The sequence below is a fragment of the Microbacterium aquilitoris genome (genome assembly GCF_031932285.1).
GTDB lineage: Bacteria > Actinomycetota > Actinomycetes > Actinomycetales > Microbacteriaceae > Microbacterium > Microbacterium aquilitoris.
In genome coordinates this window covers 964,874-991,369 of the sequence record NZ_JAUZVT010000001.1, presented here as the reverse complement: position 1 = coordinate 991,369, position 26,496 = coordinate 964,874, and the positions used below count along the sequence as shown (strand labels likewise).

General features: G+C 70.8%; 28 protein-coding genes. 12 read left to right on the top strand and 16 right to left on the bottom strand.

Annotation, left to right across the window (positions count from 1 at the left end; genetic code table 11):
• Positions 1-9: 9 nt before the first annotated feature.
• The 3 genes from Q9S78_RS04790 to Q9S78_RS04780 form a co-directional block, all read right to left on the bottom strand.
• Entirely contained in the window at positions 10-108 is a 99-nt protein-coding gene (locus Q9S78_RS04790) for a 30S ribosomal protein bS22 (RefSeq protein ID WP_003792170.1), read from the bottom strand.
• Between the two features lie 80 nt (positions 109-188).
• Positions 189-380 (bottom strand): helix-turn-helix domain-containing protein, encoded by a 192-nt coding sequence (locus Q9S78_RS04785; RefSeq protein WP_018186843.1) that lies wholly within the window; start codon positions 378-380, stop codon positions 189-191.
• A 99-nt stretch (positions 381-479) separates the two neighbouring features.
• Positions 480-884 carry an ArsR/SmtB family transcription factor gene (locus Q9S78_RS04780; protein ID WP_311869155.1) on the bottom strand — a complete coding sequence of 135 codons (405 nt, stop codon included), beginning with the start codon at positions 882-884 and terminating at the stop codon, positions 480-482.
• Positions 885-951: 67 nt separating this feature from the next.
• On the opposite strand from Q9S78_RS04780, the gene Q9S78_RS04775 reads away from it, so the two are divergent.
• Both Q9S78_RS04775 and Q9S78_RS04770 read left to right on the top strand, forming a co-directional pair.
• Entirely contained in the window at positions 952-2,394 is a 1,443-nt protein-coding gene (locus tag Q9S78_RS04775; RefSeq protein WP_020098035.1) for a TrkH family potassium uptake protein, read from the top strand.
• Positions 2,387-3,058 carry a potassium channel family protein gene (locus Q9S78_RS04770; protein ID WP_026302859.1) on the top strand — a complete coding sequence of 224 codons (672 nt, stop codon included), beginning with the start codon at positions 2,387-2,389 and terminating at the stop codon, positions 3,056-3,058. The genes Q9S78_RS04775 and Q9S78_RS04770 overlap by 8 nt, the downstream gene beginning before the upstream one ends.
• Positions 3,059-3,067: 9 nt before the next feature.
• Here the strand turns inward: Q9S78_RS04770 and Q9S78_RS04765 are convergent, their stop codons facing one another.
• Positions 3,068-3,565 carry a MarR family winged helix-turn-helix transcriptional regulator gene (locus Q9S78_RS04765; protein WP_018186839.1) on the bottom strand — a complete coding sequence of 166 codons (498 nt, stop codon included), beginning with the start codon at positions 3,563-3,565 and terminating at the stop codon, positions 3,068-3,070.
• A gap of 65 nt (positions 3,566-3,630) precedes the next feature.
• Between Q9S78_RS04765 and Q9S78_RS04760 the strand changes: the two genes are divergently transcribed.
• Complete coding sequence (locus Q9S78_RS04760) at positions 3,631-4,887, top strand: MFS transporter (protein WP_311869151.1); 1,257 nt, start codon at positions 3,631-3,633, stop codon at positions 4,885-4,887.
• Positions 4,888-4,896: 9 nt separating this feature from the next.
• Here the strand turns inward: Q9S78_RS04760 and proC are convergent, their stop codons facing one another.
• A complete protein-coding gene (gene proC / locus Q9S78_RS04755; protein ID WP_020098032.1) occupies positions 4,897-5,730 on the bottom strand; it encodes a pyrroline-5-carboxylate reductase in 834 nt (277 codons plus the stop codon).
• A 59-nt stretch (positions 5,731-5,789) separates the two neighbouring features.
• On the opposite strand from proC, the gene Q9S78_RS04750 reads away from it, so the two are divergent.
• Positions 5,790-6,902 (top strand): alpha/beta fold hydrolase, encoded by a 1,113-nt coding sequence (locus tag Q9S78_RS04750; protein ID WP_311869147.1) that lies wholly within the window; start codon positions 5,790-5,792, stop codon positions 6,900-6,902.
• Positions 6,903-6,911: 9 nt separating this feature from the next.
• Here Q9S78_RS04750 and tadA read toward each other — a convergent pair whose 3' ends face one another.
• Positions 6,912-7,340 (bottom strand): tRNA adenosine(34) deaminase TadA, encoded by a 429-nt coding sequence (tadA, locus tag Q9S78_RS04745; RefSeq protein ID WP_018186835.1) that lies wholly within the window; start codon positions 7,338-7,340, stop codon positions 6,912-6,914.
• Between the two features lie 68 nt (positions 7,341-7,408).
• On the opposite strand from tadA, the gene upp reads away from it, so the two are divergent.
• On the top strand, positions 7,409-8,041 hold the full coding sequence (gene upp / locus Q9S78_RS04740; protein WP_018186834.1) for a uracil phosphoribosyltransferase: 633 nt from the start codon (positions 7,409-7,411) through the stop codon (positions 8,039-8,041).
• Here the strand turns inward: upp and Q9S78_RS04735 are convergent.
• Both Q9S78_RS04735 and Q9S78_RS04730 read right to left on the bottom strand, forming a co-directional pair.
• On the bottom strand, positions 8,026-11,562 hold the full coding sequence (locus tag Q9S78_RS04735; protein ID WP_311869144.1) for a TM0106 family RecB-like putative nuclease: 3,537 nt from the start codon (positions 11,560-11,562) through the stop codon (positions 8,026-8,028). The two genes, upp and Q9S78_RS04735, sit on opposite strands and share 16 nt — an antisense overlap.
• Before the next feature lie 22 nt (positions 11,563-11,584).
• Entirely contained in the window at positions 11,585-12,484 is a 900-nt protein-coding gene (locus Q9S78_RS04730; protein ID WP_311869142.1) for a hypothetical protein, read from the bottom strand.
• A gap of 56 nt (positions 12,485-12,540) precedes the next feature.
• Between Q9S78_RS04730 and Q9S78_RS04725 the strand changes: the two genes are divergently transcribed.
• On the top strand, positions 12,541-14,607 hold the full coding sequence (locus Q9S78_RS04725) for an NAD(+) synthase (protein ID WP_311869140.1): 2,067 nt from the start codon (positions 12,541-12,543) through the stop codon (positions 14,605-14,607).
• A 22-nt stretch (positions 14,608-14,629) separates the two neighbouring features.
• Entirely contained in the window at positions 14,630-15,187 is a 558-nt protein-coding gene (locus Q9S78_RS04720; protein ID WP_018186830.1) for a nucleosidase, read from the top strand.
• A 15-nt stretch (positions 15,188-15,202) separates the two neighbouring features.
• Here Q9S78_RS04720 and Q9S78_RS04715 read toward each other — a convergent pair whose 3' ends face one another.
• Genes Q9S78_RS04715 through Q9S78_RS04690 form a run of 6 tightly spaced genes read right to left on the bottom strand, consistent with a single transcriptional unit; the run spans position 15,203 to position 21,731 of the window.
• Positions 15,203-15,382, bottom strand: a complete 180-nt coding sequence (locus tag Q9S78_RS04715) for a hypothetical protein (RefSeq protein WP_018186829.1) — start codon at positions 15,380-15,382, stop codon at positions 15,203-15,205.
• Positions 15,383-15,386: 4 nt separating this feature from the next.
• Positions 15,387-18,389 (bottom strand): AAA family ATPase, encoded by a 3,003-nt coding sequence (locus tag Q9S78_RS04710; RefSeq protein WP_311869137.1) that lies wholly within the window; start codon positions 18,387-18,389, stop codon positions 15,387-15,389.
• Entirely contained in the window at positions 18,386-19,534 is a 1,149-nt protein-coding gene (locus Q9S78_RS04705; RefSeq protein ID WP_020665440.1) for an exonuclease SbcCD subunit D, read from the bottom strand. Before Q9S78_RS04705 ends, Q9S78_RS04710 begins: the two co-directional genes overlap by 4 nt.
• Before the next feature lie 55 nt (positions 19,535-19,589).
• On the bottom strand, positions 19,590-21,071 hold the full coding sequence (locus Q9S78_RS04700) for an MFS transporter (protein ID WP_311859009.1): 1,482 nt from the start codon (positions 21,069-21,071) through the stop codon (positions 19,590-19,592).
• A gap of 42 nt (positions 21,072-21,113) precedes the next feature.
• Positions 21,114-21,431: a DUF2277 domain-containing protein gene (locus Q9S78_RS04695; RefSeq protein WP_311869135.1), complete on the bottom strand. Its 318-nt coding sequence runs from the start codon at positions 21,429-21,431 to the stop codon at positions 21,114-21,116.
• A gap of 42 nt (positions 21,432-21,473) precedes the next feature.
• Positions 21,474-21,731, bottom strand: a complete 258-nt coding sequence (locus Q9S78_RS04690) for a hypothetical protein (RefSeq protein ID WP_311869133.1) — start codon at positions 21,729-21,731, stop codon at positions 21,474-21,476.
• Between the two features lie 120 nt (positions 21,732-21,851).
• Between Q9S78_RS04690 and Q9S78_RS04685 the strand changes: the two genes are divergently transcribed.
• Entirely contained in the window at positions 21,852-22,184 is a 333-nt protein-coding gene (locus Q9S78_RS04685; protein ID WP_018186823.1) for a hypothetical protein, read from the top strand.
• Here Q9S78_RS04685 and Q9S78_RS04680 read toward each other — a convergent pair.
• The gene (locus tag Q9S78_RS04680; RefSeq protein ID WP_018186822.1) at positions 22,181-22,480 is read right to left on the bottom strand and encodes a GNAT family N-acetyltransferase; all 300 of its coding nucleotides are present in this window, start codon (positions 22,478-22,480) and stop codon (positions 22,181-22,183) included. The genes Q9S78_RS04685 and Q9S78_RS04680 overlap by 4 nt on opposite strands.
• A gap of 422 nt (positions 22,481-22,902) precedes the next feature.
• Here Q9S78_RS04680 and Q9S78_RS04675 point away from each other — a divergent pair, with 422 nt between their 5' ends.
• Together Q9S78_RS04675 and Q9S78_RS04670 are read left to right on the top strand one after the other, a co-directional pair.
• Positions 22,903-23,619 (top strand): winged helix-turn-helix domain-containing protein, encoded by a 717-nt coding sequence (locus Q9S78_RS04675; protein ID WP_018186821.1) that lies wholly within the window; start codon positions 22,903-22,905, stop codon positions 23,617-23,619.
• Positions 23,620-23,680: 61 nt separating this feature from the next.
• Positions 23,681-24,616, top strand: coding sequence for a DNA-3-methyladenine glycosylase family protein (locus Q9S78_RS04670; protein WP_311869679.1), 936 nt, complete (start codon positions 23,681-23,683; stop codon positions 24,614-24,616).
• A 3-nt stretch (positions 24,617-24,619) separates the two neighbouring features.
• Here Q9S78_RS04670 and Q9S78_RS04665 read toward each other — a convergent pair whose 3' ends face one another.
• Positions 24,620-25,441, bottom strand: a complete 822-nt coding sequence (locus Q9S78_RS04665; RefSeq protein WP_311859007.1) for an alpha/beta hydrolase — start codon at positions 25,439-25,441, stop codon at positions 24,620-24,622.
• 68 nt (positions 25,442-25,509) lie between these two features.
• Here Q9S78_RS04665 and Q9S78_RS04660 point away from each other — a divergent pair, with 68 nt between their 5' ends.
• Both Q9S78_RS04660 and Q9S78_RS04655 read left to right on the top strand, forming a co-directional pair.
• A complete protein-coding gene (locus tag Q9S78_RS04660; RefSeq protein WP_018186818.1) occupies positions 25,510-25,722 on the top strand; it encodes a hypothetical protein in 213 nt (70 codons plus the stop codon).
• Positions 25,723-25,747: 25 nt separating this feature from the next.
• Positions 25,748-26,479, top strand: coding sequence for a GNAT family N-acetyltransferase (locus Q9S78_RS04655; protein ID WP_311869130.1), 732 nt, complete (start codon positions 25,748-25,750; stop codon positions 26,477-26,479).
• Positions 26,480-26,496 lie beyond the last annotated feature (17 nt).

Below are 26,496 nucleotides of genomic sequence, written 5' to 3'. Positions count from 1 at the left end.
CAATGCCGCTTACTTCTTGTTGCGGCGCTGGTGGCGAGTCTTGCGAAGCAGCTTGCGGTGCTTCTTCTTCGCCATGCGCTTGCGGCGCTTCTTGATGACTGAACCCACGGTAAACCTCACTAAGTAGGGGTCTGGACGCCCGATATCGGCGTCCGGGAACGGCAGAACGAAAAATGCCTCGGATCAGTCTAGCCGACGTCGGCGATGGGACGTTGCAACGCTGCGGTGACGGCCGTCTCGGGGACGCGGTAGCTGCGACCGAAGCGGACAGCGGGGAGTTCGCCGGAGTGCACCAGACGATAGACGGTCATCTTCGAGACGCGCATGAGGTCTGCGACCTCGGCGACCGTGAGAAAGCGCACATCCGAGATGTCCGACATGTGTGTCCCCTTTGAATTTTTCATCCCCGCGAGTCCCTCCACATTAGGGGTTCGCTGGGACGCCTGTAAACCTGTGTGACCGGTGTGACGGAAGGCGGGTCAGCGACCCGGCAGCTTGTTGAAGACGCTGGTGACCGCGTGCTTGGCCGACGCGGCGGCCCGCCCCACGACCTCGGCGGCGTGCGCCGCTCCCTCCGTCAGCGTCGCGCCGGCGGCATATTCGTCGTCGACGACCGCGAAGAACGGGAAGAGCCAATCGTCGACCGCGTCGAGCGGCTCGGGCGACAGGCTGTAGTAACGGTGCTGGCCGTCCTCGCGGACGGAGACGAGGGATGCCTCGCGCAGTACCTTCAAGTGCTTCGATACGGTCGGCTGGCTGACGCCGAGCGCGGTGACGATCTGCGAGACACTCGTCCCGTTACCCCCGGACGCCCCGCGCTCGCGGAGCAACTGCAGGATGTCCCGACGGGTTCCGTCGGCGATCACGTCGAAGATGTCCGCCATGGCATTAGGTTAGCCCGCCCGCGCGCGGGAGTACCATGACAACGATCCGAACGAGGAAGGGGCGCGGATGACGGGCTTATCCGTCGACGAGCGCGCCCGACGGCGCGGACCGGCGTGGCATCGCCGCGCGTCCTCCGCGATGCGCGACCTGGCCACGGCATCGCCGTCCCGGTTCGCCGTCCTCGTCTTCTCGGCGCTGATCCTCGTCTTCACCGCTCTCTTCTCGCTGCCGATCATGGCCTCGGACGGCCGGGTGACCCCGCTCCCCGACGCGCTGTTCACGGCGGTGTCGACGATCTGCGTCACGGGCCTCTCGACCGTCGACATGGCGACCCACTGGTCGCCCCTCGGTCACGTCGTCGTGTTCATCGGCGTCAACGTCGGCGCCCTCGGCGTGCTGACTCTCGCCTCGATCCTCGGCCTCGTGATCTCCAAGCGACTCGGACTCCGGGCCAAGCTCCTCGCCGCGGGCGACAGCAACCCGATGCGCGCGCACGGCGGCCCGGTCAACGAGGGCCAGGCCGTGCGCCTGGGCGAGGTCGGTCAGCTGCTCGCCACGGTCGCGCTCTCGACCCTCGTCATCGAAGCCGCCCTCGCGATCCTCCTCTACCCGCTGCTGCTGGCGAGCGGGGTCGACGCCGTCACCGCGCTCTGGGAAGCGCCGTACTACGCGGCGATGGCCTTCACGAACACCGGTTTCGCGCCGAACGCCGAGGGGCTCGCGCCCTTCGCCCAGAACTACCTGCTCCTCACCGTCCTCATGGCGGGGGTCTTCCTCGGGTCGATCGGCTTCCCGGTCATCTACGCACTCTGGAAGCACCAGTGGCACCTGCGCAAATGGTCGATCCACGTCAAGCTGACGCTGATCACCACGGTCGTCCTGTTCTTCGCCGGCGCCGTCGCCTTCGTGATCCTGGAATACGGCAATCCGAAGACCTTCGGGACGATGGATGCCTGGGACACGACGTTCCAGGCGCTGTTCCTGTCGGCCATGACACGCTCGGGCGGATTCTCGATCATCGACATCGGCGAGATGCACGAGTCCTCGCTCGTCGTGGGGTCGATGCTCATGTTCGTCGGCGGCGGATCCGCGTCGACGGCGGGCGGCATCAAGGTCACCACGCTCGCCGTCCTCGCACTCGCGGTGTGGTCCGAGGCGAAGGGCCGCCCGAGCGTCTCGGCGTTCGGACGCCGCATCCCGAGCGACGTGCAGCGGGTCGCCCTCTCGGTCGTCGCGTGGGGCGCGACGATCGTCGCACTGTCGACGATCACCATCGCCCACCTGACGAAGGCGCCGCTCGACGAGGTGCTCTTCGACGTGGTGTCGGGCTTCGCGACGGTCGGCCTGTCGACGGGGCTGACGCAGGAACTCCCCGACCCCGCCGTCTTCGTCATGGCCCTGACGATGTTCATGGGGCGCGTTGGTACAGTGACACTCGCCGCGGCGGTGGCCGCGACCAATCGAACGCAGCACTATGCGCTGCCCGTGGAGAGGCCCATCGTTGGTTGAGCAGTTGCGCAGCGATTCGCCCGTCCTCGTCATCGGACTCGGTCGCTTCGGCGCCGCGTGCGCCGGCGAACTCGACCGTCTCGATCGTGATGTCCTCGCGATCGACGACAGCCTCGACCTCGTGCAGAAGTGGTCGGAGCGCGTCACGCACGCCGTTCAGGCCGACGCGCGCAACATCGATGCGCTGAAGCAGATCGGCGCACAGGACTTCCAGGTCGCCGTGGTCGCGGTCGGGTCCTCGATCGAGGCATCCGTACTCATCACGGCGAACCTCGTCGACCTCAAGGTCCCGCAGATCTGGGCGAAGGCGGTCTCGCAGTCGCACGGCAAGATCCTCGCCCGCGTCGGCGCGAACCACGTGATCTACCCCGAGCGCGAGGCCGGCGAGCGCGTCGCCCACCTCGTGAGCGGCCGGATGCTCGACTTCATCCGCTTCGACGACGACTTCGTGCTGGCCAAGATGTACCCGCCGCGCTTCATCCGCGGCGTCGGCCTGAACGAGTCCGGAGTCCGTTCCAAGTACAACGTGACCGTGGTCGGCGTGAAGAGCCCCGGCAAGCCCTTCCGGTACGCGGAAGCGACGACCGTCGTGACCAACCACGACCTCATCATCGTGTCGGGGACGAACTCCGACATCGAGCGGTTCGCGTCGCTCGACCGCTGAGGACCTCGGTCAGATCTCGCGCTGCGCGTTGGCGAGGAGGCGCGCGAGGAGGCCCGCGAGGGCGTCGCGATCGGCGGGCGAGAATCCGTCGAGCAGCCGCTCGTCGTGAGCGAGGGCACGGGGCATCTCGCGTTCCACGACGGCACGGCCGGCATCCGTCAACGACAGCTGGACGGCTCGGCCGTCCCGGTCGGAGCGCTCGCGGCGCAGCAGCCCGACCGACTCGAGTCGCGTCGTGAGCTTCGTCGTCGCCGCCCCGCTGAGCATCGTCTCGGCTGTCACCTCGCTCGCCCGCAGGGGTCGGTCCATGCGGGCCAGGGCGCAGAGGACGTCGAACTCGGAGCGCGAGACGCCGCTGTCGGCGAGGAGGCGCTCGATCTGCGCGGTCGCGAGCGCGCTCGTGCGGTTGAGCCTCCCCCAGACATCGATGGGAGACGTGTCCATCTCGGGCATCGACGACGCCCAGGCGGCGCGGATGCGGTCGATCAGATCGGCGCGCTCGGTCACGGGTCCACTGTAGCCGTGCGCACCTATTTAGTTCACTAGTAAATCATCGGTGTACAATTGGACGAATGACCGCCCTCGACACCGGAACCACCTCGACCGCCCCCGAGACCACCGCTCCGCGCCTGCTCTCGCAGCCGCCCGCCGTCTGGGCCATCGCTTTCGCCGCGATGATCGCGTTCATGGGGATCGGGCTCGTCGGCCCCATCCTGCCCACGGTCGCAGCCACGCTGCACGCCGCCCCCGTCGAGACGTCGTTCCTGTTCACGAGCTACCTCGCCGTGACCGCCTCGGCGATGTTCTTCACGAGCTGGCTGTCGACACGTATCGGCACGCGCGCCGTCATGATCCTGGGGCTCTCCGTCATCGCCCTCGCCGCCGTCGGCTGCGCGCTGTCTCCGACCATCGGCGCCCTGATCGCCTGCCGCGCCGTGTGGGGCCTCGGCAACGCGCTGTTCCTCTCGACCGCGCTCGCGTCGATCGTCTCGGCCTCCGGCGGACGCAGCGAGCACGCCGTCATCTTCTACGAGGCCGCACTCGGCATCGGGCTGGCCGTCGGCCCGCTCGTGGGTGGCCTGCTCGGCGAGATCGGCTGGTTCGCGGCGTTCTGGGGAACCGCATCCCTCCTCGCCGTCGGCGTCGTCGCCCTCCTCACCCTCGTCCGCGACCCCGGGCACGCCGCGCAGCGCAGCTCGATCGGCGCGCCCTTCCGCGCCTTCGCCGACAAGGGGCTGCTCGCGATCAGCGTCGTCGCCTTCCTCTACAACGCCGGCTTCTTCGTCACACTGTCGTACACGCCCTACGCCCTCGAGCTACCGGCCGTCGGGATCGGCCTGGTCATGATGGGCTTCGGCATCGGCCTCGCGATCGCCGGCGTCCTCATCGCCCCGCGCCTGACGAAGCGGTACTCGGTCGTCTGGGTGCTGTTCTGGTTCCTCGTCGCCTTCGCCGCAACCCACGTCGCCGCCTCGCTCAGCGCAGGCTCGCGTCCCCTGCTCGTCGTCTGCGTCGTGCTCCTCGGCGTCGAGATCGGCGCGGTGAACACGATCCTCACCGAAGCGGCGATGGAGGCGACGACCCTGCCGCGTGCCGTCGCGAGCTCGGCCTACTCCGGATTCCGTTTCTTCGGCGGCGCCATCGGCGCACCCGTCGGCACCGCCCTCGCGGTGTACGGCGTCGGCGCCCCCTACGAGGCCGCGGCGGTGTCGGCCGCGGTCGGCGCAGCCATCCTGTTCGCCGTTCGCCGCGTCGTCGGCCGGGCCGACCACACCGCGGTGCTCAGCGAGCGGACGACGGCCGAGGACCTCACCCTCGGCGACGCCTGAGCGCCGGCCTCAGACGCCGGTCGCCAGCTCGCGCGCGCGGGCCAGCGCGGCATCCGTCGCCTGCGCGAAGAGACCGTCGAGGTTCCCCGTCTGCAGGACGCCGATGGCGCGCTCGGTCGTCCCCTTCGGGCTCGTGACGCGGCGGCGGAGTTCGGCGGGATCCTCCCCTGATGCCGCGAGCAGCGCGGTCGCCCCGATGAAGGTCTGCTCGGCCATGAGCCGCGCATCGGCCTCGTCGAACCCCTTGCCGCGCGCGGCTTCGGTGAGGGCCTCGACGAGCAGGAACACGTAGGCCGGGCCCGACCCCGAGATCGTCGAGAGCGCGTCGATCTGCGCCTCGGGAACCTCGATCACGACGCCGCACGTCTCGAACAGCCGCCGCACGAGGGCGACGTGCTCGGGCGTCGCGGTCGAGCCGGCAGCAAGGCCCGTGACGGCCTTGCCGACGACGGCCGGCGTGTTCGGCATCGAACGGATGACGGGGATGCCGGGGCCGACGATCGCTTCGAAGGTGTCGATCGTGACGCCCGCCGCGAGGCTCACCACGATCGTCCCGGGGCGCAGCGCGCCCGCGATCTCGCGCAGCACGTCGGGCACCATGGCGGGCTTCACCCCGATGAGGACGATGTCGGCGGATGCCGCGGCATCCGTGTTCGCGCTCGGCTCGTCCGCCAGCGCCACGCTGGTGACGGCGTCGAGCCCGTCGAGCTCGCCGGCCTTGGCGGCGGTGCGGTTGGTCACCACGACCGACGATGCTTCTCCCGAGCGTGAGATGCCCTGGGCGATCGCACCCCCCATCGAACCTGCTCCGAGAATGGCGACGGGCGGGAGGTGGTGCGTCATGGACCCATCCTGTCATCGACGCCCTCGGCATGGATGCGGCGGCCGCCTATCATCGGGTCATGACCCTCCTCGACGGAATCTCGTCCCGCATCATCGACACGGACCGCCTGGGCGTCAACATCCTCGAGCGCATCGGCGACGACCCCGGCACCGCGCCCGACCGCACCGTCGTCCTCCTGCACGGCGGGCTCTCCTCCGCCCTCGTCTGGCAGGAGCTCATGCAGGACCTGCCTGCGGAGTTCCGCGTCGTCGCGGTCGATCTGCGTGGGTTCGGCGGTACGGAGCACATGCCGGTCGAAGCGAGCCGCGGCGTCCGCGACCTCAGTGACGACGTCGCCGTCGCGCTGGCCGAGCTCGGCATCGACGCACCGCATCTCGTCGGTTGGGATCTCGGCGGAGCGGTCGCTCTGCAGTTCGCCCTCGACCACCCCGTGCGGACGATTCTGCTCGAGTCCCCCATCTCGCCCTACGGGCTCGGCGGCACGCGCCTGGACGGCACCCGGTTGACCGACGACGACGCCGGCTGCGGCGCGGGCATGGCGAACGCGGAGTTCGTGCGCCGACTCAACGCCCGCGAATCCGACGAGGAGTCCCCCACCTCGCCGCGGAGCATCTTCCGCTCGTCCTTCGTGGCGGAGGGGTTCACCACCGAGCACGAGGACCTGTGGGTCGAGGCGATGCTGTCGACCTCGACGGCGACCGGCAACTACCCCGGCGAGGCCGTCACCAGCCCGCATTGGCCCGGATACGCTCCGGGCCGCTTCGGCGTGCTCAACGCGCTCGCGCCGTCGAACTTCGACGTGTCGGCGATCGTCGAGCTGCCCGTCAAGCCGACCATCCTGTGGGTGCGCGGCGTCCTCGACCCGATCGTGTCGGACGCATCCTTCTCCGACCCGAACCACCTCGGCGCGCTCGGCATCCTGCCGGACTGGCCCGGCGCCGATATCGCGCCCGCCCAGCCGATGGTGTCGCAGACCCGTGAGGTCCTGCGCCGCTACACGGATGCCGGGGGTGTCGCCACCGAGCTCGCGCTCCCCGGCGTCGGCCACACGCCGCACCTCGAGCGTCCCGCGGTCTTCCGTCGCGCGCTGCTCGAATTGACGGGGTACATCGGGTCGCCGGCATCCCCCGCCCCGCCGACCGAGGCGATCATCCTCAGCTCGTCCGACTGACGCGCGGGATCAGCGCTTCTCGTCGAAGAACGCGCGCAGGAGCGTCGCACCCTCCTCGGCCCGCACGCCGCCGAGGACCTCGGCGCGGTGCGGCATCCTGCGGTCGCGCAGCAGATCGTGAACCGATCCGGCGGCGCCGGCCTTCTCATCCCAGGCACCGAACACGACCCGGCCGACGCGCGTCTGCAGGATCGCCCCGGCGCACATGACGCAGGGCTCGAGGGTGACGACGAGGGTGCAGTCCTCGAGGTTCCAGGACCCCAGAGCGGATGCCGCGGCCCGCAGCGCGACGATCTCGGCATGCGCGAGCGGGTCGCCGTCGCGCTCGCGCAGGTTGCGACCTTCGCCGATGACCTCGCCCGCCCGCGTGACCACCGCACCGACGGGGACATCACCGTGGGCGGGGGCGGATGCCGCGAGTTCCAGCGCCCTCGTCATCGCCGCATCATCGGCGGCGGGAACGGGCAGACTCACGAGGTCAGCGTAGCCCCGGTACCCTTGGGCTCATGCGTGTGCACGTCGCCGACCACCCCCTCATCACCCACAAGCTCACGGTGCTGCGCGACAAGCGCACCACCTCACCGGTCTTCCGCCAGTTGACGGAGGAGCTCATCACGCTCCTCGCGTACGAGGCGACCCGCGGCGTCCGCGTCGAGGAGATCGAGATCGACACCCCGGTCACCCGCACGACCGGACTCAAGATCAGCGAGCCCCGCCCGCTGGTCGTCCCGATCCTGCGCGCCGGTCTCGGCATGCTCGAGGGCATGACGACGCTGCTGCCGACGGCCGAGGTCGGCTTCCTCGGCATGGCTCGCAACGAGGAGACCTTCGAGCCGTACACGTACGCCGAACGGCTTCCCGACGACCTGAGCGATCGGCAGTGCTTCGTCCTCGACCCGATGCTCGCCACCGGCGGCTCGCTCGGTGCCGCGATCGACTTCCTCTTCGCGCGCGGCGCGCAGGACGTCACCGCGGTCTGCATCCTCGCCGCCCCGGAAGGCGTCGCCGCCATCGAGAAGCAGGTCGGCGACCGCGATGTGACCCTCGTGCTGGGCGCGATGGACGAGCGCCTCAACGAGAAGGGCTACATCGTCCCCGGCCTCGGCGACGCGGGCGACCGTCTCTACGGAACGGTCTGAGGCGGCACCGTCTGAGGCAGTTCGGTCCGAGGCGGCACCGCCCCCTCGGCTGATGCCGTCTCGACCAGACGGGCGAACGCGCTGAGACGCGCGACCCCGTCGGGCGTGCGCGGCAGGTCGTCGAGCAGGCCCGTGCTGTAGACGACGTAGGCCGTGTGCATCGCACGCGAGACGGCGACGTTGATGCGGTTCTGCAGCAGCAGGAACTCGAGCCCGCGCGGCGCATCGCGACCCGACGACGCCGCGAGCGAGACGACGACGACGGCCGCCTCCTGTCCCTGGAACCGGTCCACCGTCCCGACGCGCACGCCGGGGAACCCTGCCGCGACGAGCGCCTCTTCGACGAGCACCTGCTGCGCGTTGTAGGGCGTGACGACGATGACATCCTCGGGCGCGAGGGGACGGGTGGCGTCGCCGTCGGACCAGGGGGTACCGCTGAGGTCGCGGACGATCCGGACGACCTCCTCCGCCTCCTCAGGTGACTGCGTCGCGTTGCGCGTGTGGGCGATCGGCACGGGGATCACGCCCGCAGGCACGCCCTCGAGCCGCCGGAGCGTCGTGTCGGGGTGGGCCTCGAGTCGGCCCTCGTAGGCGAGCTGCGAGACGGGTTCGGCGACCTCCGGCCGCATCCGTCGCGTGCGGGCGAGGAAGTAGCCGCGATCTGCCGGGATGACCGCATGGTCGTCCATCACCCACGCGAGTGCCGACGTGTCGACGGGCTCGGGGTGGGTGCCCTGGCTGACCTGAGGCAGCTGCTGCGGGTCGCCGAGGAGCAGCAGCCGCTTCGCGGCGGCCGAGACCGCGATGGTCGAGGCGAGCGAGAACTGACCCGCCTCGTCGATGACGAGCAGATCGAGCGAGCGGCGCCCGACCCGTCCGGTGTGGGTGAGGTCCCATGCCGTGCCGCCCACGACGAACCCCGCAGGCTGGGAGTCGATGTAGGCGGCGAGCTGATTCTTGGCGATGACGGTGAAGCGTTCCTGCCCGGTGGCCGGCCCCTTGGGCGCCTTGGCGACCTGCGCGGCATCCACCCCCGCCTCGACGATCCGGTCGAGCATGTGCTCCACCACGTTGTGCGACTGCGCGACGACGCCGACGCGGAAGCCGCGCTCGCGAACGAGGCGCGCCACGACGTGCGACCCGACGTAGGTCTTGCCCGTCCCCGGAGGGCCCTGCACGGCGAGGTAGCCGTCGGTCGCCTCAGCGAGCGCCGCGGAGATGTCGGCGACGTCGTCGCCGGTGCGCGGCAACGGAGTCTCACGGCGCGGCGGGCGGCGGAGCAGCAGGTCGGTCGCGGGATCGGTCGGCAATGCCGGCGCCGCGGCCAGCACGGCGTCGGCCCACTCGTCGATGGCGGCCTGCTGGCTGCCTGCTCGCGGTGGCGCGGGCGGCGTGAGCGCGACGGGCAACTCCTGCCAGGTGAACCCCTGATAGGCGTTCTCCTCGATCACGACACCGTCGTCGAGGACGTCGACGACGGAGATGGACCGCGCCGCGTGGATCCACCGCGGGCTCGTCTCGATGGGGAACGGCGCCGGCAGCTCGTAGACGGCGTACGGGCTCTGCCCCACGGTCACCCGCGTGCCGGGGGCGAACTCGCCCCGGATCTCGACGACACGGCGGACGGCGGTCAGCCCTTCCGGACGGTGCCAGTCGGTGAGCACCCGGCAGCGGTCGCGATCAACGACCACGACGTCGCGGGTGTCCTCCCAGACCGACACCGGTTCGCGGAGGCGGAGGAAATGCGTCGCCCAGAAGGTCTTCGCCTCGCGCGGGTAGTAGTCGATCGCCGCCGCCCCGAGTCGGAGCGCCTGCGCGACCGATTCGTCCTCGGCGTCGGCAGCGAACCGGGCGAGCGAATCGGCGTGCGGCGAGGGCTCGTAGACGGCTTCGCCGGCGTCGGGCTCCCGCGAGGGCACGAGCTTCGCCTCTCGGGCCCGCTCCACGAGCCAGTCGCGCAGTCGACGCGTCGACACGCAGTCGTAGCGGTTGTAGTCGGCGAGGTCGTCGAGGATCATGCGGGCGGCCTCGTCATCGCCGGCATCCTGCAATCCGCGAGCCTCGACGTAGCGGACGATCGAGTCGTCCCCGCGCTGCACGTCGCTCGTGCGCACCTCGTCGCCCATGTAGAGCGGTTCGAGCTTCTTGATGGAGTACGACCGCGAGCCGACGCGCAGGGCACGCCGGACGATCGGGTAGAGGTCGACGAACACTCCGTCGCGGAGCAGCCGATCGACGGCCGCTTCGCCCACGCCGTGCCGTGCCGCCATGGCGAGCAGGTGCGTCGGCTCGTACGGCGCGTAGTGGTAGATGTGCAGGCCTGGGTGGGCGCGGCGGCGGACGGCGACGAACTCGAGGAAGTCCTCGAGCGCGCGCTTCTCGTCGGCGAACGAGTGGGCCCACAGCGCGGAGTACTGCTCGGTCTCGTCGACCCAGCCGAACAGGTAATCGATCCCCCACTGCACGGCCGCGCCCTCGGTATAGAGCGGGTCGCCCTCGAAGTCGAAGAACAGGTCGCCGTGGTCGGGTCGTGGCAGTGCCCCCAGGGCCTTGGGGAAGACGACGTCGAACGTCGGGGTCGCGGGCGCCGTCCCGGCGGGGGCGTCGTCGACGCCGCCGGCGGGGCTCTCGAGCTGCAGGCGCGCCTGGGTCCGGAGCCCCGAGAACGTGTCCCACGACATCCGAGGAGGAGCTTCGCGGGATGCCGCGAGGTCGTCGATCGTCGTGATGCCCGCCGCGCGGAGGCGGTCGCGCTGGACGGGACGCATGCCGGCGACCAGCAGCAGGTCACGGTGGGAAACGACCTCGAGATCGCAGGTCGCGCACCGCCCGCACGCGACGACCCGAAGCTCGCCGCGGTCATCGCCCCAGGGGATGGGCTCGCCTGCCGCACCGGCGGCGAGATCCCGGTCGGCGATGAGCGCGCGGAGGCGCTCGCGTCGCAGTGAGAAGACCGGCATGAGGTCGCGGACGGCGTGCGTCGAGGTCGTGCCGTCGCCGAGGAGCAGCTGCACCTCGTCGGCGCGGGGAACACCGAGTCGGTCGAGCTGATCCACGTATGCCGCCAGCTGCATGAGGGCCGTGACCCGCGCGTGGCGAGCGAGTTTGGTGTCCTGCACGATCCAGCGGCCGTCGTCGCCGCGGACGAGGAAGTCGGCGAAGCCGACGAACTCGTCGGTCGAGAACGCCGCCTGGTAGACGACGTGGACGGCGGGGTCGGCGAGAGCCGCATCGGTCGCGGCGACCGCCGCCGCCAGGCCCGCGGCATCCGACGACCTGGTCTCGGGGATCTCGGCGACCGCCCCCGGGTGCGCGGCGCGGTAGGCCTCGTACACCCGCCGCTCGTGCTGGGTGCCGAGGCGGCCCGCGCGTTCGAGGGTGAGGTCTTCCGGGTCGTCGACCGCCGCGATCCGGCCGAGCTTCGCGTCGATCGCCCGCAGCCAGGCGAATTCGCACTCGGCCGCGGCTTTCAGGTCGCTCGCGCTCCAGACGATCCGGCCGTCGTCTTCGATATATCGCATGATCCCCTCTCGGGAATCGACACTATCCGCGGTCGCCGACACTCTTCCCGAGCATGCCGCGACGCCACACGTCCATGCGCTGCTGCGCGAACGTCGTCCCGAGCTCGTGGCGCATCTCGGGATGCTCCGCCCAGAACCGGATGGAGGCGTAGATGAGCCACGCGTGGGCGCGGAAGCCGCTGACGTTCAGGTCGAGCAGGATCTCGTCGTCGGCGGCGCGCAGCTCGACGGACGGGGTGAAGTCCCCCGTCGTCTCGTCGACGGCCCACACCGTCGGAGCGACGCGCGCGATGCGGGACCAGTCGATGTCGTCCGTGTCGTCGAGGTAGTAGCGGGTCACGCCCGACGGTCCGATCCCGACGCCGATCGGCAGCCGACCGAAGGATGCCGCGCGCCACGTCGAGACGATCGCGATGCTACCCGCCAGGAGGACCACGAGAGCCCCCAGGAGCAGCGGGATGAGCCAGATGAGGGCGAGGGCGGCATCCGTCGTCACGGACCGGACGATCGCCCAGACGAACGCCGCGGTCGACACGACGCCCGCCACGGTGAACCACGCACTCACCCACGACCCGGCACCGCGCTCGCGGAAGAAGTGCACCCACGAGTCGGGAGGGCGCTTCTCCGCTCGCGTCAGGGCGACCGCGTTGAGGAGTTCCGGCATGCCCCGTTCACCGCCGGCGCGCTCGAAGTGGACGCCGAACCCGAGCGTCGCGCCCGCGAAGACGAGCACCCACCACGTCGCGGCACCGACGTTCCCGCCGAGTACCGCGAACGCGAGCGCCGCGGCGCTCCCGAGCACGACCAGGCTGTAGATAACGACGGTCCACGGACGGATGCGGGTGGGCCTGCCGACCCGCCAGTCCTTCGGGAGCGGATACGGCGGCGGGAGCGGCGGGTATCCGCCGGCACGGGTGGGCACCTGACGATGAAAGCACAGGCTGCCGCACGCGGGCGGGCACCTGACAGACTGGAGCCGTGACCCAGGACTTCCCGTTCGAGAACCCCTACCGGCACGGTTTCGCGCGCGTCGCCGCGTGCACGGTGCCGGTTGCGATCGCCGATCCGGCGACCAACGCCGAGGCGGTCCTGACCAGCGCCCGCGCCTGCCACGACGAGGGTGTGGCCGTCGCCGTCTTCCCCGAACTCTGCCTCTCGGGGTACGCGATCGAGGACCTCGTCATGCAGGACGTCGTGCTCGACGCCGTCCTCACGGCCATCGAGGCGCTCGTCGCGGCATCCGTCGACCTCTCCCCCCTCCTCGTCGTCGGCGCACCGCTGCGCATCCAGAACCGGCTCTACAACTGCGCCGTCGTCATCCACCGCGGGCGCGTGCTCGGCGTCGCGCCCAAGTCGCACCTGCCCACCTACCGCGAGTTCTACGAATCCCGCTGGTATGCACGCGGCGACGGCGCACCCGACACCGTGACGCTTGCGGGCGACGAGGTGCCGGTCGGTACCGACCTGCTCTTCGAGGCGACCGACGTCCCCGGACTCGTCGTCCACGCCGAGATCTGCGAGGACTTCTGGGTGCCGGTGCCGCCGTCCTCGCACGCGGCCCTTGCCGGCGCGACCGTCCTCCTGAACCTCTCGGGCAGCCCGATCACGATCGCCCGCGCCGAGGACCGCCGCGTCCTCGCGCAGTCGCAGTCCTTCCGCTGCCTCGCCGCCTACGTGTACGCCGCCGCCGGCCAGGGCGAGTCGACGAACGACGTCTCGTGGGACGGGCAGACGCTGATCTACGAGAACGGCACGCTCCTCGCCGAGACCGAGCGCTTCCCCGACGGACCGCGGCACGCGATCGCCGACATCGACCTCGATCGCCTCCGCCAGGACCGCCTGCGTCAGGGCACCTTCGAGGACAACGCCCGCAGCGAATCCACCTGGTCGAATCGCATCCCCTTCACGGTCGGGCCCGCGGCATCCGTCTCGGGGCTCCGCCGCCCGCTCGACCGGTTCCCCTTCGTGCCGGACGACCCCGCCCGCCTCGACCTCGACTGTTACGAGGCCTTCAACATCCAGGTGTCGGGTCTCGAGCAGCGCCTCCGCGCGATCGGGCAGCCGAAGCCCGTGATCGGCGTCTCGGGCGGGCTCGACTCGACCCACGCCCTCCTCGTCGTCGCGCGCGCCATGGACCGCATGGGACGCCCGCGCAGCGACATCCTCGCCTTCACGATGCCGGGCTTCGCGACCGGCGAGCACACGAAGTCGAACGCGATCGCCCTCGCCGAGGCGATCGGCGCGACGATCGAGACGATCGACATCCGTCCGATGGCGACCGAGCTGCTGGCCGGGCTCGGGCATCCGTTCGCGAAGGGCGAGCCCGTCTACGACGTGACGTTCGAGAACGTGCAGGCCGGCGCCCGCACCGACTTCCTGTTCCGCCTCGCCAACCAGCGCGGCGGCGTGGTCATCGGCACGTCGGACCTGTCGGAGCTCGCCCTCGGCTGGGCGACCTACGGCGTCGGCGATCACATGGCCCACTACGGCGTCAACGCGGGCGTGCCCAAGACCCTCATCCAGCACCTCATCCGCTGGGTGATCGCGCACAGCGACGAGTCGGGCGCGACTCTGACCGACCGTGCGAAGGAGGTGCTCCAGGCCGTCCTCGACACCGAGATCAGCCCCGAGCTCGTGCCGGCCGGTCAGGACGGCAAAGTCCAGTCGACCGAGAGCACGATCGGGCCGTACGCCCTGCACGATTTCACGCTCTTCCACGTGCTCCGCTACGGCTTCCGCCCGTCGAAGATCGTCTTCCTCGCCGAGCACGCCTGGTCGGATGCGGAGACCGGAGCGTGGCCTCCGGGCTTCCCTGCCGACGACCGATTCGCCTACGACCGCGCGACCATCGTGCGGTGGATGCGGGTCTTCCTGAAGCGCTACTTCGGGTTCGCGCAGTTCAAGCGCAGCGCCGTCCCGAACGCGCCGAAGGTGTCGCCCGCCGGCTCACTCTCGCCGCGCGGCGACTGGCGTGCACCGTCCGACGGCAACGCGACGGCGTGGCTCGCGGAGCTCGATGCGGCCTTCCCCGGCGAAGCGTCCTGATCCACGGTGGGATGATGGGTCGGTGAAGCTCCTCGTCGCCGCTCTGGATTCCGAACTCGTCGCCTTCCCCGAGGAGCTCCCCGGCTTCGACCGGCTCGTCACCGGGCCCGGCAAGCTGCAGGCCACGTACGCCCTGACGCGAGCGCTGGACCGCGCGAGCTACGACGAGATCGTGGTCGTCGGCACCGCCGGATCGGTGGATGCCGAGACGGTGGGTGTGCACGAGGTGACCACCGCGCTGCAGCACGACGTGTCGGACGTCGACGGCGTCGCAGGTCAGCACGTCTCGCTGCCGCCGACGGTGTCGATCGCCGGCCGCGAGGGGACGACGATCGCGACGGGCGACCACTTCGTCGACGACGCCGACACGGTCGAGGCGATCCGCGCCCTCGGCGGAACACTCGTCGACATGGAGGCATACGCCTACATCTGGGTGGCCCAGCAGTTCGGCGTGCCGATCCGCATCCTGAAGGCGGTCTCGGACAGCGCGCAGGACGATGCGATCACCGACTGGCGTGACGCCGTCGCGATCTGCAGCGGTCAGCTGCGCGAGCGCATCAGCGAGCTGTACGGCGTCTGACGTCCGCGAGAGGGCTCAGGCGTCCCGGCGGCTGAACAGCGAACGCAGCACGAAGAAGACGATCAGTGCCACGACGGCGACGAGCAGGAGCTTGCCGACGAGGAAGATCGCCTTGAGTGCGATGTCGACGACGATCCACGCGATGATCACCGCGACGACGACGCCGAGGATGGTCCAGATCGTGCCTTTTCTCATGCCTTCAGCCTAAGGGCTGCGCCACGACGTCCTGCCGGACGATGCTGGGGCCTTCGGGGGTCGCCTCGACGACGAGCTGGGCGGGGATCTGCTCCTTCATCGCCTCGACGTGGCTGATGACGCCCACGATACGGCCGCCGGCACGCAGCTCGTCGAGCGTCCGCATCGCGAGCTCGAGTGTCTCGGGGTCGAGCGAGCCGAAGCCCTCGTCTATGAACAGCGTGTCGAGCCGGATGCCGCCGGCACGCGACGTGACCACCTCGGCGAGTCCCAGGGCGAGCGCGAGCGAGGCCAGGAAGGTCTCGCCGCCCGAGAGCGACTGCGGCGAGCGGAGCCGTCCCGTGTGCGCGTCGAGGACCTCGATGGACAGACCGGATGCCGCGCCCCGAGCCTGCTTCGCATCGGAGTGACGCAGGGTGTACCGGCCCGACGACATCTCGGCCAGGCGCAGGTTCGCGGCGGCGACGATCTCCTCGAGCTCGGCCGCGAGGACGAAGGTCTCGAGGTCCATCTTCATCGTGTTGGGAGCCCTGCCCGCGACGGTGTCGGCGAGACGCGTGATCGCGGCGGCATCCTCGGCCTGGCTCGCAACGGCGCCCGCGGCGGCGTCGATGCGCTCGACCAGGTCGCGCAGGCCCGTCGCGACGTTGACGGAGTCGGCCTCGGCGGTGATCGCGGCGGAGCGGGCCTCGTCCGCCTCGGCCGCTGCGCGTGCCGCGGCGGCCAGGGCTTCGGGCTCGACGTGCGCGTCGACGGTCTCGAGTTCGAGCTCGAGAGCGCGCGCCCGCGCGGCGGTGAGGGCGGCGGCATGCTCCTCGACCCGATGCGCGAGTCGGCTCGTCTCGTCGGCCGGCAGCAACGCCGCGACGACGTCGTCGAGGGTCTCGAACACCGTGTCGGCGATGCGCGCGTCGCGGTCGCCCGCGGCGGCGTCCGCCGCCTCTCGACGGGTCTGCTCGTCACGACGGGCTTCGAGCAGACGCGCAGCGAGACGGCGGAGCTCCTCATCGGCGGCGATGCGCGCGGCGACGCTCTCGTGATCGCCGCGCGCCGCCTCGACCGCTCGCCGCGCGGTCTGGAGCGTGCCCTCGACCGTCGCGAGCTCTTCGCGCAGAGCGCCCGCGCGCTCTCGAAGAGCAGCTGTTTCGCGGACGGCGTCTGCCTCGAGCGCGTCGATCTGCTCGGCGTCGCGCGTCAGTTCGTCGACGCGCGAACGCGCCGCCGCAGCGGCCGCGAGCTCGTCGTCGAGGTCGGCCAGGGCGGCAGCCAGATCGTCGGCCCCGCGACCGCCTGCCGTGGCCGCGGCCGTCGTGACGGCTTCTCGCGCTGCGGCGGCCGCCCTCGCGGCATCCTTCTCCGCCGCTGCCGCGTCGTCCCGCGCCTTCTCGGCGGCCGCGAGGTCGTCGTCGGTGACCGGTTCGCTGTCGTGCACGGCCGGGCGGGGGTGCGCCGTCGAGCCGCAGACCGCGCACGGTTCACCGTCGGCGAGGGATGCCGCGAGCTCGCCCGCATACCCGCGCAAGCGGCGGCGGAGCAGCTCTCCGACGCGAGCTGATGCCGCGGCGGAGGCCGCGTTGGCGTCGACGTACGCGGCGTCGGCGTCGGCCGCGCGGGGAGTCAGCCGCTCGAGCGACCGGGCGGCGTCGAGTCGCGCGGCGAGATCGATGCGCGAGGCGGCGAGGTCATCGTGCCGCCCCGCGATGGCGCGGGCTTCTGCGAGCTGTTTCGCCGCGCGCTGCCTGCGCTCGGGAACGGCCGAGAGCACGGCATCCAGGTCGCGGAGTGCCTCGTCCAAGCCGGCCAGCTCGTCGCGGCGACGCTGCTGCGCGTCACCGAGGGCCGCGGCATCCCGCTCCGCCTCGGCGGCAGCCTGGGCGCGGGCGATGCGGCTCGTGAGATCGTCGACCGTCGCGGCGAGGTCGTCGTCCGGCGAACCGCCCGCGGCGTTCCAGGCGTCCTCTGCGGCACGACGATCCGTCTGCGCCGCAGCCAGCACTCCCGCCGCACGCGTCGCGTTCTCGACGGGAGCGCGCAGCGCCTCCGCAGCGCGTGCGCGGTCGAGGCGCCCCCGAAGGGCGTCGATCTCGGCGGACTCGGACTCGCGCGCGGAGAGATCCGTGCGCGCTCTTCGGAGGTCGGCGAGACGCTCCGCGATCTGGACGAGCCGCCGATGCTCGGCGGCCGCCGCCTCGGCCCGGGACGTCGCGACCGCTCGTTCGTTACCGCGGGCGTCGACCCGGTACTCGGCTCGGGCGAGTGCGCGCTCGACGGCGTCCTTACGTCCGAGGACGTCGGATTCGAGGGGCGCGTCGCCCGTATCGGTCCCGTGGAGGTCGTGGGCCGCGACCTCGCGCTCGGCGACCTCGAGGAGTGTGCGCACCCGGGCGCCGGTCTCGTCGAGCCGCTTCTGCGCGTCGCGCCGTCGCTCGTCGAGAGCGTCTTTGTACGCCTCGAAGCGCTTGGTCCCGAAGAGGGTGCGAAGCAGCTGCTGGCGTTCAGCGTTGGCCGCGAGCAGGAACCGGGAGAACTTGTTCTGCGCGAGCAGGATGACCTGCTGGAACTGCTGCGCGCTGAGCCCGAGCACCTCGTCGAGGGCGATCCCGACCTCGCGCTGCTTTGCGGCACGTCCGACCCACCGGTCGTCGACCCACTCCTCGAGCTCGGCGCGCGCCGGTTCGAGGGTCAGACCGCCGCCGCGTTTGGCCGGCCGCTCGTATTCGGGCGCCCGCGTCACGCGCCAGCGGGTGCCCCCGACCGTGAACTCGAGGCGCACCTCGGTCGGGTCGGTGAGGAAGCTGTGGTCGCTCCGGAGACGCCGGTCGCCGCCCTCGTAGCGCGGTACCGAGCCGTAGAGGGCGAAGCTGACGCCGTCCAGGATGCTGGATTTGCCGGCGCCGGTGCGCCCCGAGATCAGGAAGAGACCGTCGTCGTCGAACGCGTCGAAGTCGACGACCTGACGCTCGCGGAACGGCCCGAACCCGGTGAGTTCGAGGCGGTGCAGCTTCACGCCATCGCCTCCTGGCGGACGCGCTCGTCGAGCACCTCGTCTATGAGGCCGGCCTCGCGCTCGGTCGCCCCCTGCCCCTCGCGCACGTGCTCGAGGAAGGCCTCGACCAACTCGCGGTCGGAGCGCGCCGCGCGGACGCGGTCGACGTAGGTCGCCGTGTCGCCGGTGCGGACCTTGGCAGGCGCGTGCACGACCTTCGCGCAGAAGGGGAACCGCTGCTGCAGCCGACGGAGCGGGTCGGCCTCGGGAAGGTCGTCGGTGTACTCGACGCACACCCATGCCTCCGCATGCTCGGCGAGCGCCTCGTCGGTCAGGATCTCGGCGAACGGACCGCGGAGCGTCACGAGGCGACGGGGAACCGGCAGGTCGAGCCACTCGACGCCGGCGAGGCCGTCGGCATCCAGGTCGATGAGCCAGGAGCCGCGGGGCTTGTCGCCCTCGCCGAAGCTGTAGTGCAGAGGCGCGCCGGCGTAGCGGACACTCTCGGACAGACGCTGCCGCCCGTGGATGTGCCCGAGCGCCATGTAGTCGACACCGTCGAAGGTCGACAGCGGCACGACGTCGAGACCGCCCTGCTGGATGTCGCGCTCGAGCTGAGGCGTCGGCTCGACGCCCGCGGCGAAGCAGTGCGCGATCGCCACCGACCGCCCGCCCCGTTCGGCGAGGTCGGCGCGGACGAGGTCCATCGCCCGCCCGAGGACGGCGGCCTGGGTCCGCACCCCCTCCCACCGGTGACGCAGGAGCGCCGGCTCGAGGTACGGGATGCCGTAGAACCGCACCGGCCCGTCGGCGTCCTCGATCGTGAGCGGGGTACCGACGGCATCCGGATCGGTCAGGACGTGGATGCCGTCGCGCAGCAGCCCTGCCTGGAACCCGAGCCGCGCCGCGGAGTCGTGGTTGCCGCTCGTGACGATGACCCGTGCACCCGCGTCGGCGATGCCGCGGAGGACGTCGGACAGGAGCGTGTACGACGCGGCGGCCGGAGTCGCGGAGTCGAACACGTCACCCGCGACGATCACGACGTCGACGCCGTGCTCGCGGACCTGCGCCGTCAGTTCGCTCAGCACACCTCGGAGCGCATCGAGCGTGGAGTGACCGTGGAAGGTCCGCCCGATGTGCCAGTCGGAGGTGTGCAGGATGCGCATGCTCACACGCTAGGTCGAGGCTCCGACATCGCCGCCGAGGCGTGCCGCGCAGGCGTCACTCGGAGGCGGGCGACACCGCTCCTCGACGACGCAGGTTGATCAGGTCGACGACCGAGATGAGGGTCGCGATCGCCAGGAAGAGCCCGACCGCCGCCATCCCGTAGGCGTACGCGTCGTGGAAGACGGCGAGGGATTCGAGGCCGGCACCCGATTCGCGGTAGATCGTCGCGTAGAACAGGGACAGCCCGATGGCGGTACCGACGGCGGTGCCCACGCGCTGGCCGAGCTGGCCGACGGAACCCGCGAGTCCGCCTTCCCGGACCGGGATCTCGGACAGGGTGAGGGTCTGGTTCGGCGATACCACGAGGCCGCCTCCCGCGCCCGCGACCAGAAGCGCGGCGGCCATGCCGTAGGCGACGGTCTCGGGCGGCATCGTGTATGCCACGATCGTGAGCGCCACGACGCTGACGAGGACGGTCAGCAGCCCGATGGTCACCAGCTGGCGACCGAACCGGTTGACGAGCAGTCCGCCGTAATACGACGAGAAGGCGCTCGCGACCGCGAAGCCGATCGAGACCATGCCCGCGAAGACCGGCTCGAGACCCACACCGATCTGCAGGAACAGGGTCCCCAGCAGGAACATCGGCGGGATCGCGGTGAAGTAGGCGACCACCACGAACGTGCCGTTTCGATACGAGGGGATGCGGAACATCCGGAACGGGATGAGGGGCTGACGGCCGGATGCCGCGTACCGCCGCTCCCACCAGAAGAACAGCGTCGCGAACAGGACGAAGGCCGTCAGGAGCCACCAGCGGTTGGGGTCGTCATCGGGCGAGCCGGTCGTGAACAGGAACGGCCACATCAACGAGATGACCGTGAAAGCGAAGAGGACGATGCCGATCGGATCGAGCTGCAGGCGCTTTCCGCTCGCGGTGCGCGTCTGCGGCAGCAGCCAGATGACGCCGGCGAGCACGAGCAGGCAGAGGGGCACGTTGAACCAGAAGATGCCGCGCCACCCGTCGGTCTCTCCACCGATCGCGATCATCAGTCCGCCGAGGGTGGGTCCGAACGCGGTCGCGATGCCGATCGTCGCACCGAAGAGGCCGAACGCGCGGCCGCGTTCCTTGCCCGTGAACAGCTGCTGGATCGTGCCCATGACCTGCGGCATCTGTATGCCGGCCGCGATGCCCTGCACGAGTCGGGCCGCCATGAGCACCTCGATGCTCGGCGCGAGTGCGCACGCGGCGCTCGTGAGGGTGAAGAGGCTGAGGCCGATGATGAAGAGGGCCTTGCGCGACCGCTGGTCTCCGAGGCGGCCGAACGGGACGAGTGCGAGGCCGAAGGTGAGGATGTACCCCGAGACGACGAGCTGCAGCTGGGTCGAGGTCGCACCGAGGGAGGTCTCGATGGCGGGGAGCCCGACGTTGACCTTGCTGAGGTCGAGGATCGTGAACGCGGCTACCGACACGCAAACCCAGAACGCCCGCCAGCGCTGCGAGGAGGACAGGGGGATGCTGGCTGTAACAGGCGATGTCATGACCGTCCCACGCTACCGGCAGCCCAGCGGACGAGGGCGATCTCAGGATGCGGCGACGCGCTCCGCCTTCTTCCGGTCCTGGAACTCCCGGAGGGCCTCGTAGCGGTCCGCGGACCGGGCACGACGCTTCTCCGCCTCTTCATCGCGATCCTTCGGAGGGACCGTCGACACGAGGTCGTCCAGGAGCCGTCGCGTCGCCGCGGCGATCTCGTCGACGGCGCGGTCGAACGCCTCGGTGTTCGCCTGAGACGGTTTGTTCATCCCGCTGATCTTGCGGACGAACTGCAGCGCGGAATCGCAGCACTCGGCATCCGTCGCCGCCGGCTCGAAATTGTGGAGCGGAACGATGTTGCGGCACATGGCCGTCACGGTACGCCCGCGTGTCCGCGTCCACCAGGGGGCTCACTCGGCGCGACGATCCGCCTGCTCATCCGTCAGCACGTCGGGGTCGAGGCCCTGCTGGATCTCGGCGCTCTCGACGAACTGGTCGGATGCGGGCTCCGGCATCGGGGCACCGTCGCCCCGGCCCCGATCGGCCTCGTCGGCCGCTTCCTTCTGCTCATTCGTGACGGCACCGGAGGCGACGACGGCGGTGTCCTCCTCCGCCCATCCACCGGCGGCGGCCGCTTCGCTCGTCCGGTCGGTTGCGTCGTTGTCCATGGCCGTCTCCTCGTCGTGGTCGTTTAGCCATGCTCGCCCGGATGCGTCGGGCGGTCGATGGGCTTGACCCGGTCGCCGGGTCGCGACTACGAACGAAGAGGACGGGGCGGAGGGAGCGGGATGTCGGGACACGGTCGGGACACGGCGGGCGGGCCGTTCGTGGTGACCCTCGTCGTCGATCTGCCGATCACGAAGCCCGACGCTCTGGAGACGATCGCGTTCGCGTGCGACGGTGTCGTCGAGCACGCGCGTACCGCGTATCCGCGCGTGAGCCTCTCCCCCGGCGCGTGGGCGGAAGTCCAGATCCCCAAGTTCGCCGACCCCCCGCCGCTCGCGATCGACGTCTGCTCCGACGAGTCGACAGCAGTCGCCCGGGCCGCAGCCGACAGGCTCAAGGGAGCGCTCGAGAACCTGGGCTGGCGGATCCGCGATCCGAAGCCCGGTGAGGCCTAGGCCGTCCGCCGCTCCTTCAGGAGAGACTCGTGACCCGGGTTCGCGTCGAACCAGTCGGCGACGTACCAGCAGACGGGGATGACGCGCCGATCACCACGGCGCTCGAGATCCGACACCACCCGCCGCACCAACTCTCCCGCGTACCCGGACCCACGGAATGTGGGGATCGTGTACGCACGGGTCAACGCGATCGTCGTGCCGTCGTCGTTGTAATCGAGGATGCTGACGAGATCCTTGCCGCGGTGCAGGCTGTACCGCGCGGCATCCTTCTCGTCGGTGAAGATCAGCTCGCTCATGCGCTCACGCTACGCCGATCGCCGGGTGCCACACACGATCTCCGACGGATTGAGCAATCTGTCACATTCCGTCATGCGGCGCTCCTCGGGGCCGGGCGGTTTGACACATCCCGACGCGGTTCGTCATAATCGGCCACATGACTGACTTCGCACGCACTCTGTCCGCCCGGGAGGCGAACGGAACTGCCGGCATCATGATGCCGCAGCGTGCTGTCATGTGTTGCCGAATGTGTCGCTGACACGGTGATCCCCGCCGGGTCGCGCCGCCGTTTCTGAACACGGCGAGTCCGACCCCCGAGACTCCAGCTTTGCCGCCCACAACGCGGATGCCGGTTTCTCGCACATCGGCCTATGCGAGGCCACCCGCGCAACACTCTCGAACCCGCGTCCCGCTCCGGGTTCCCCCTTCGAAGGACATCGCCATGTCGACCTCCGCTCTCCTCTCCGCCCCCGCCGCTCCCCGTCACCTCCGCGCCGTCGAGGACATCGCCACGCCGCCTGTGACGGAGCGCCCCGCTCCCAAGGGACTCCCCGCCGGCACCGCCCCCCGCGGGTTCGCCCTCTACGTCGGTCTCGACGAGCTGAAGGCCGCCGCTGACGGCGTCAGCCTCTCGGTCATCGTCGATGCGCTCCGCCGGACGATCGCCGAGCTCGCCCCGTCTGCCGAGACCCACGCGACGGTCGCCCTCGCCCCGGTCGGCGCCGGTGGCCGCGACGTCGACGTCGTGCGACTCGCCCTGCACGAGCCCGCCGCCGTCGCCCGCACCAAGCCCGAAGAGCCCCTCGACGAGCACGTGCCCGGTGGCGTGACGATCGACATCTCCCGTCGCCGCGTGCACATCGACGGCGAGACCGCGTCGCTCACCTTCAAGGAGTTCGAGCTGCTGCAGTACCTCGTGCTGCGCGAGGGCCGCACCATCGAGCGCACCGAGCTCGTCTCATCGCTGTGGAGCCACACCGACGGCGACGACGCTCCCGGCGAGCGCACGATCGACGTCCACGTCCGCCGCCTGCGCTCCAAGCTCGGCCGCTACGAGGACATCGTCCGCACGGTGCGCGGCATCGGCTACCGCTTCGACCGGCACGCCGACGTCGTGATCCGCTACGGCCACGGCACCCCCTCGCCCGACCGCTTCTGATCAGGCCGCTGTCGGCGCCCGGACGTAGGGTGTCGGCATGAGGTCGGGACTGCGTGAACGGATGCCGCATCCGTCGCCGTCCTCGCACCTGAAGCCGCTCGAGGCGGAGTACCGCCCGAAGGTCCTCACCGACGTGGCGGGCGCGATCCGGTATCAGCAGCGCGGAGCGCACGACCCGTCGCAGACCACGGCGGACGGCGTCATCTGGCGGGCGACCCGTACTCCCGAGGGGCTCGCGACGATCGCGATCCGCCCGGGTCTGCGAACGGTCCGGGCGGCCGCCTGGGGACCGGGTGCCGCGTGGACACTCGACCAGCTGCCGCGGCTGTGCGGCGCGGACGACGACCCCGGCGACTTCGATGCGTCTCGGCATCCGCTCATCGCGGCGACCCACCACCGGCGGCCCGACCTGCGGATCGGGGCGACCGACCTCGTCTTCGACGCACTCGTCAGCAGCGTCTTCGAGCAGAAGGTCACGGGGCTGCAGGCCTTCGGGGCGTGGCGCTGGATCCTGACCCGCTACGGCGACGCCGCGCCCGGCCCGACACCGCGGCAGATGTACGCACCGCCGGCGGACTGGCGGATGATACCGAGCTGGTCGTGGCACCGCGCCGGCCTCGAACCGCCGCAGTCGCGCACGATCGTCGACGCCGCACGCCGCCGCGCCTCGATCGAGCGTGCCGCCGCCGCGGCCACGACGGGAGACGACCGCGACCGGGTCTTCACGAGCCTGCCGGGCGTGGGCGTCTGGACGAGCTCCGAGACCCGCATCCGCGCCTTCGGCGACCCCGACGCGGTCAGCTTCGGCGACTACCACGTCGCCCATCAGGTGGGCTACGCGCTGACCGGCTCACGCGTCGACGACGACGGGATGCGGGAACTCCTCGAGCCGTGGAAGGGACAGCGGCAGCGGGTCATCCGCCTCATCGGGGCCAGTGGCGTCATCGAGCCGCGACGCGGTCCCCGCCTCGCCCCGGAGGACCACCGGGGCCGCTGACCGTCAGATCCGCTGGAGCGCAGCGAGTGCGGCGGGCAAATGGTCGAGGACCGCGATGTGTCCGACGTCAGGGATCCGCAGCAGCGTCGCCTGAGGGATGCCGCCGGCGATCGCCGTCGCATGCGACGGCGGGATAACGCGATCGAGCTCGCCCTGCAGGACCATCACCGGAGCGACGACGTCGGCGAGCGCGAACCCCCACGGCCGGGTGAAGGCGACGTCGTCGTCGACCAATCCGTCCGACCCCCACTGCGCGGATGCCGCGACGTCCTCGCCCAGCGACGCCCATGTCTCTTCGAGCGCGCGGTAGTCCGCCTCGACGAAGCTGGTCGGATCGAACTCCTCGACCTCGAGGTGAGCCGTGCGCGACGCGATCCCCGCGGTGGCGGATCGAAGACCGGACGGATCGGCCATGCCCGAGAACCACGACGCGTCGCCGGGACGGAACGGGGCGATCGACGCGAGGGTGACGACGCCGGCGACGCGCTCGGGTGAGAGTGCAGCGACGCCGAGGGCATGGGGGCCGCCCCCGGAGGCTCCCACCGACACGGCGTCCCGAAGGTCGAGGATGTCCAACACGTCGGCGACCCGTGCGGCCGCCTCACGGACGCTTCGCCCGGGCAGGCGGGGCGCTCCCCCGTACGCCGGGCGGGCGATGGAGACGACGTCGAAGCCTGCGGCATCCGCCATTGCGGCCACGGGCGGCAGGACGGCACCGGTCTGCGGGGAGCCGTGATGCCACAGGAGCACCGGGCGCTCCACACCCGGCCGGTCGACGCTCGCGTGGACGACGTGGTCGGCCAGCTCCGGACGAATGAGCCTCATGCGCGTCACAGTAACCGTCTGCGGTCCGATGCGCGAGCGCCGGGCGACGGGAACCGTAGGCTGGCCGCATGGTGCAGCGACAGCGAGGACGCGGATTCTGGATCCTCGGGACGGTTCTGCTGTTCGCCGGCGGCATCCTGTTCGGACTCATTTGGCAGAACGTGTGGGTCGGGCTCGTCCTGGCGGCGGCGATCTCGATCGGGTGGCTCATCGCCTACGAGTCGCGCCGCGGGCGGAACCAGGGAATCTACGACCGTGACGACGACGGCGCCCAGCTCTGACCCCAACGCGCGGAAGGATCCTCCGGTGGAGTTCAGACCGCTGCGCGAGTCAGACCTGACCTCCGCTCCCGCGTGGACGGCGGGGCATGAGCTCCGACCAGATCTGTGGCGTGGCGAGCACACCCGCGCCGTGGCCCTGGAGACCGACGAGATCGTCGCCGTCGGGATCATGTGGACGAGCCGCGTGCACGGCGACCGCTATTGGGTGGACGTCGTGGTGCACCCCGCGCACCGCCGTCGCGGGATCGGCACCGCCGCCGTCCGGCACCTCACAGGCCTTCGCGCCGCGCCCCTCCCCCTCATGACACGCGCATACGTGGACGACCCCGCGCTCGCCTTCGCCGACGCGCTCGGCGCACGGACGATCCAGGTCGTGCCGCCTGCGGAGTCGACGACCACGGCGCGGGCCGCCCTGCGCGCCGATCCGGCTGCGATCGCCGTCGACGCGGTCGACCGGACGGTGATCGAGGCGGCGAACGCCCGGATCTACGAGTGGACGCATGCGTCGTGGAGCCCGGTCGGACCCGCCTTCGCCGATGCGCTCAACGAGGACCTGTGGGACGAGATCGACACCGAGGCATCCTCCGTCGTGGGGGATGCGACCGGTCGGGTCCTCGCGCTCGCCCTCGTCTACCTTGACGGCGAGATCGCGGACGTGGAGTTCGACGGTCACGTCAGCGATCCGCACTTCCTTCCCGTTCTCGCCCGGTTGCAGCCAACCGGCCGCTGGTTCCGCCTCGTCGAGATCCCGGTGTGATCGCCGGGCGATCCGCT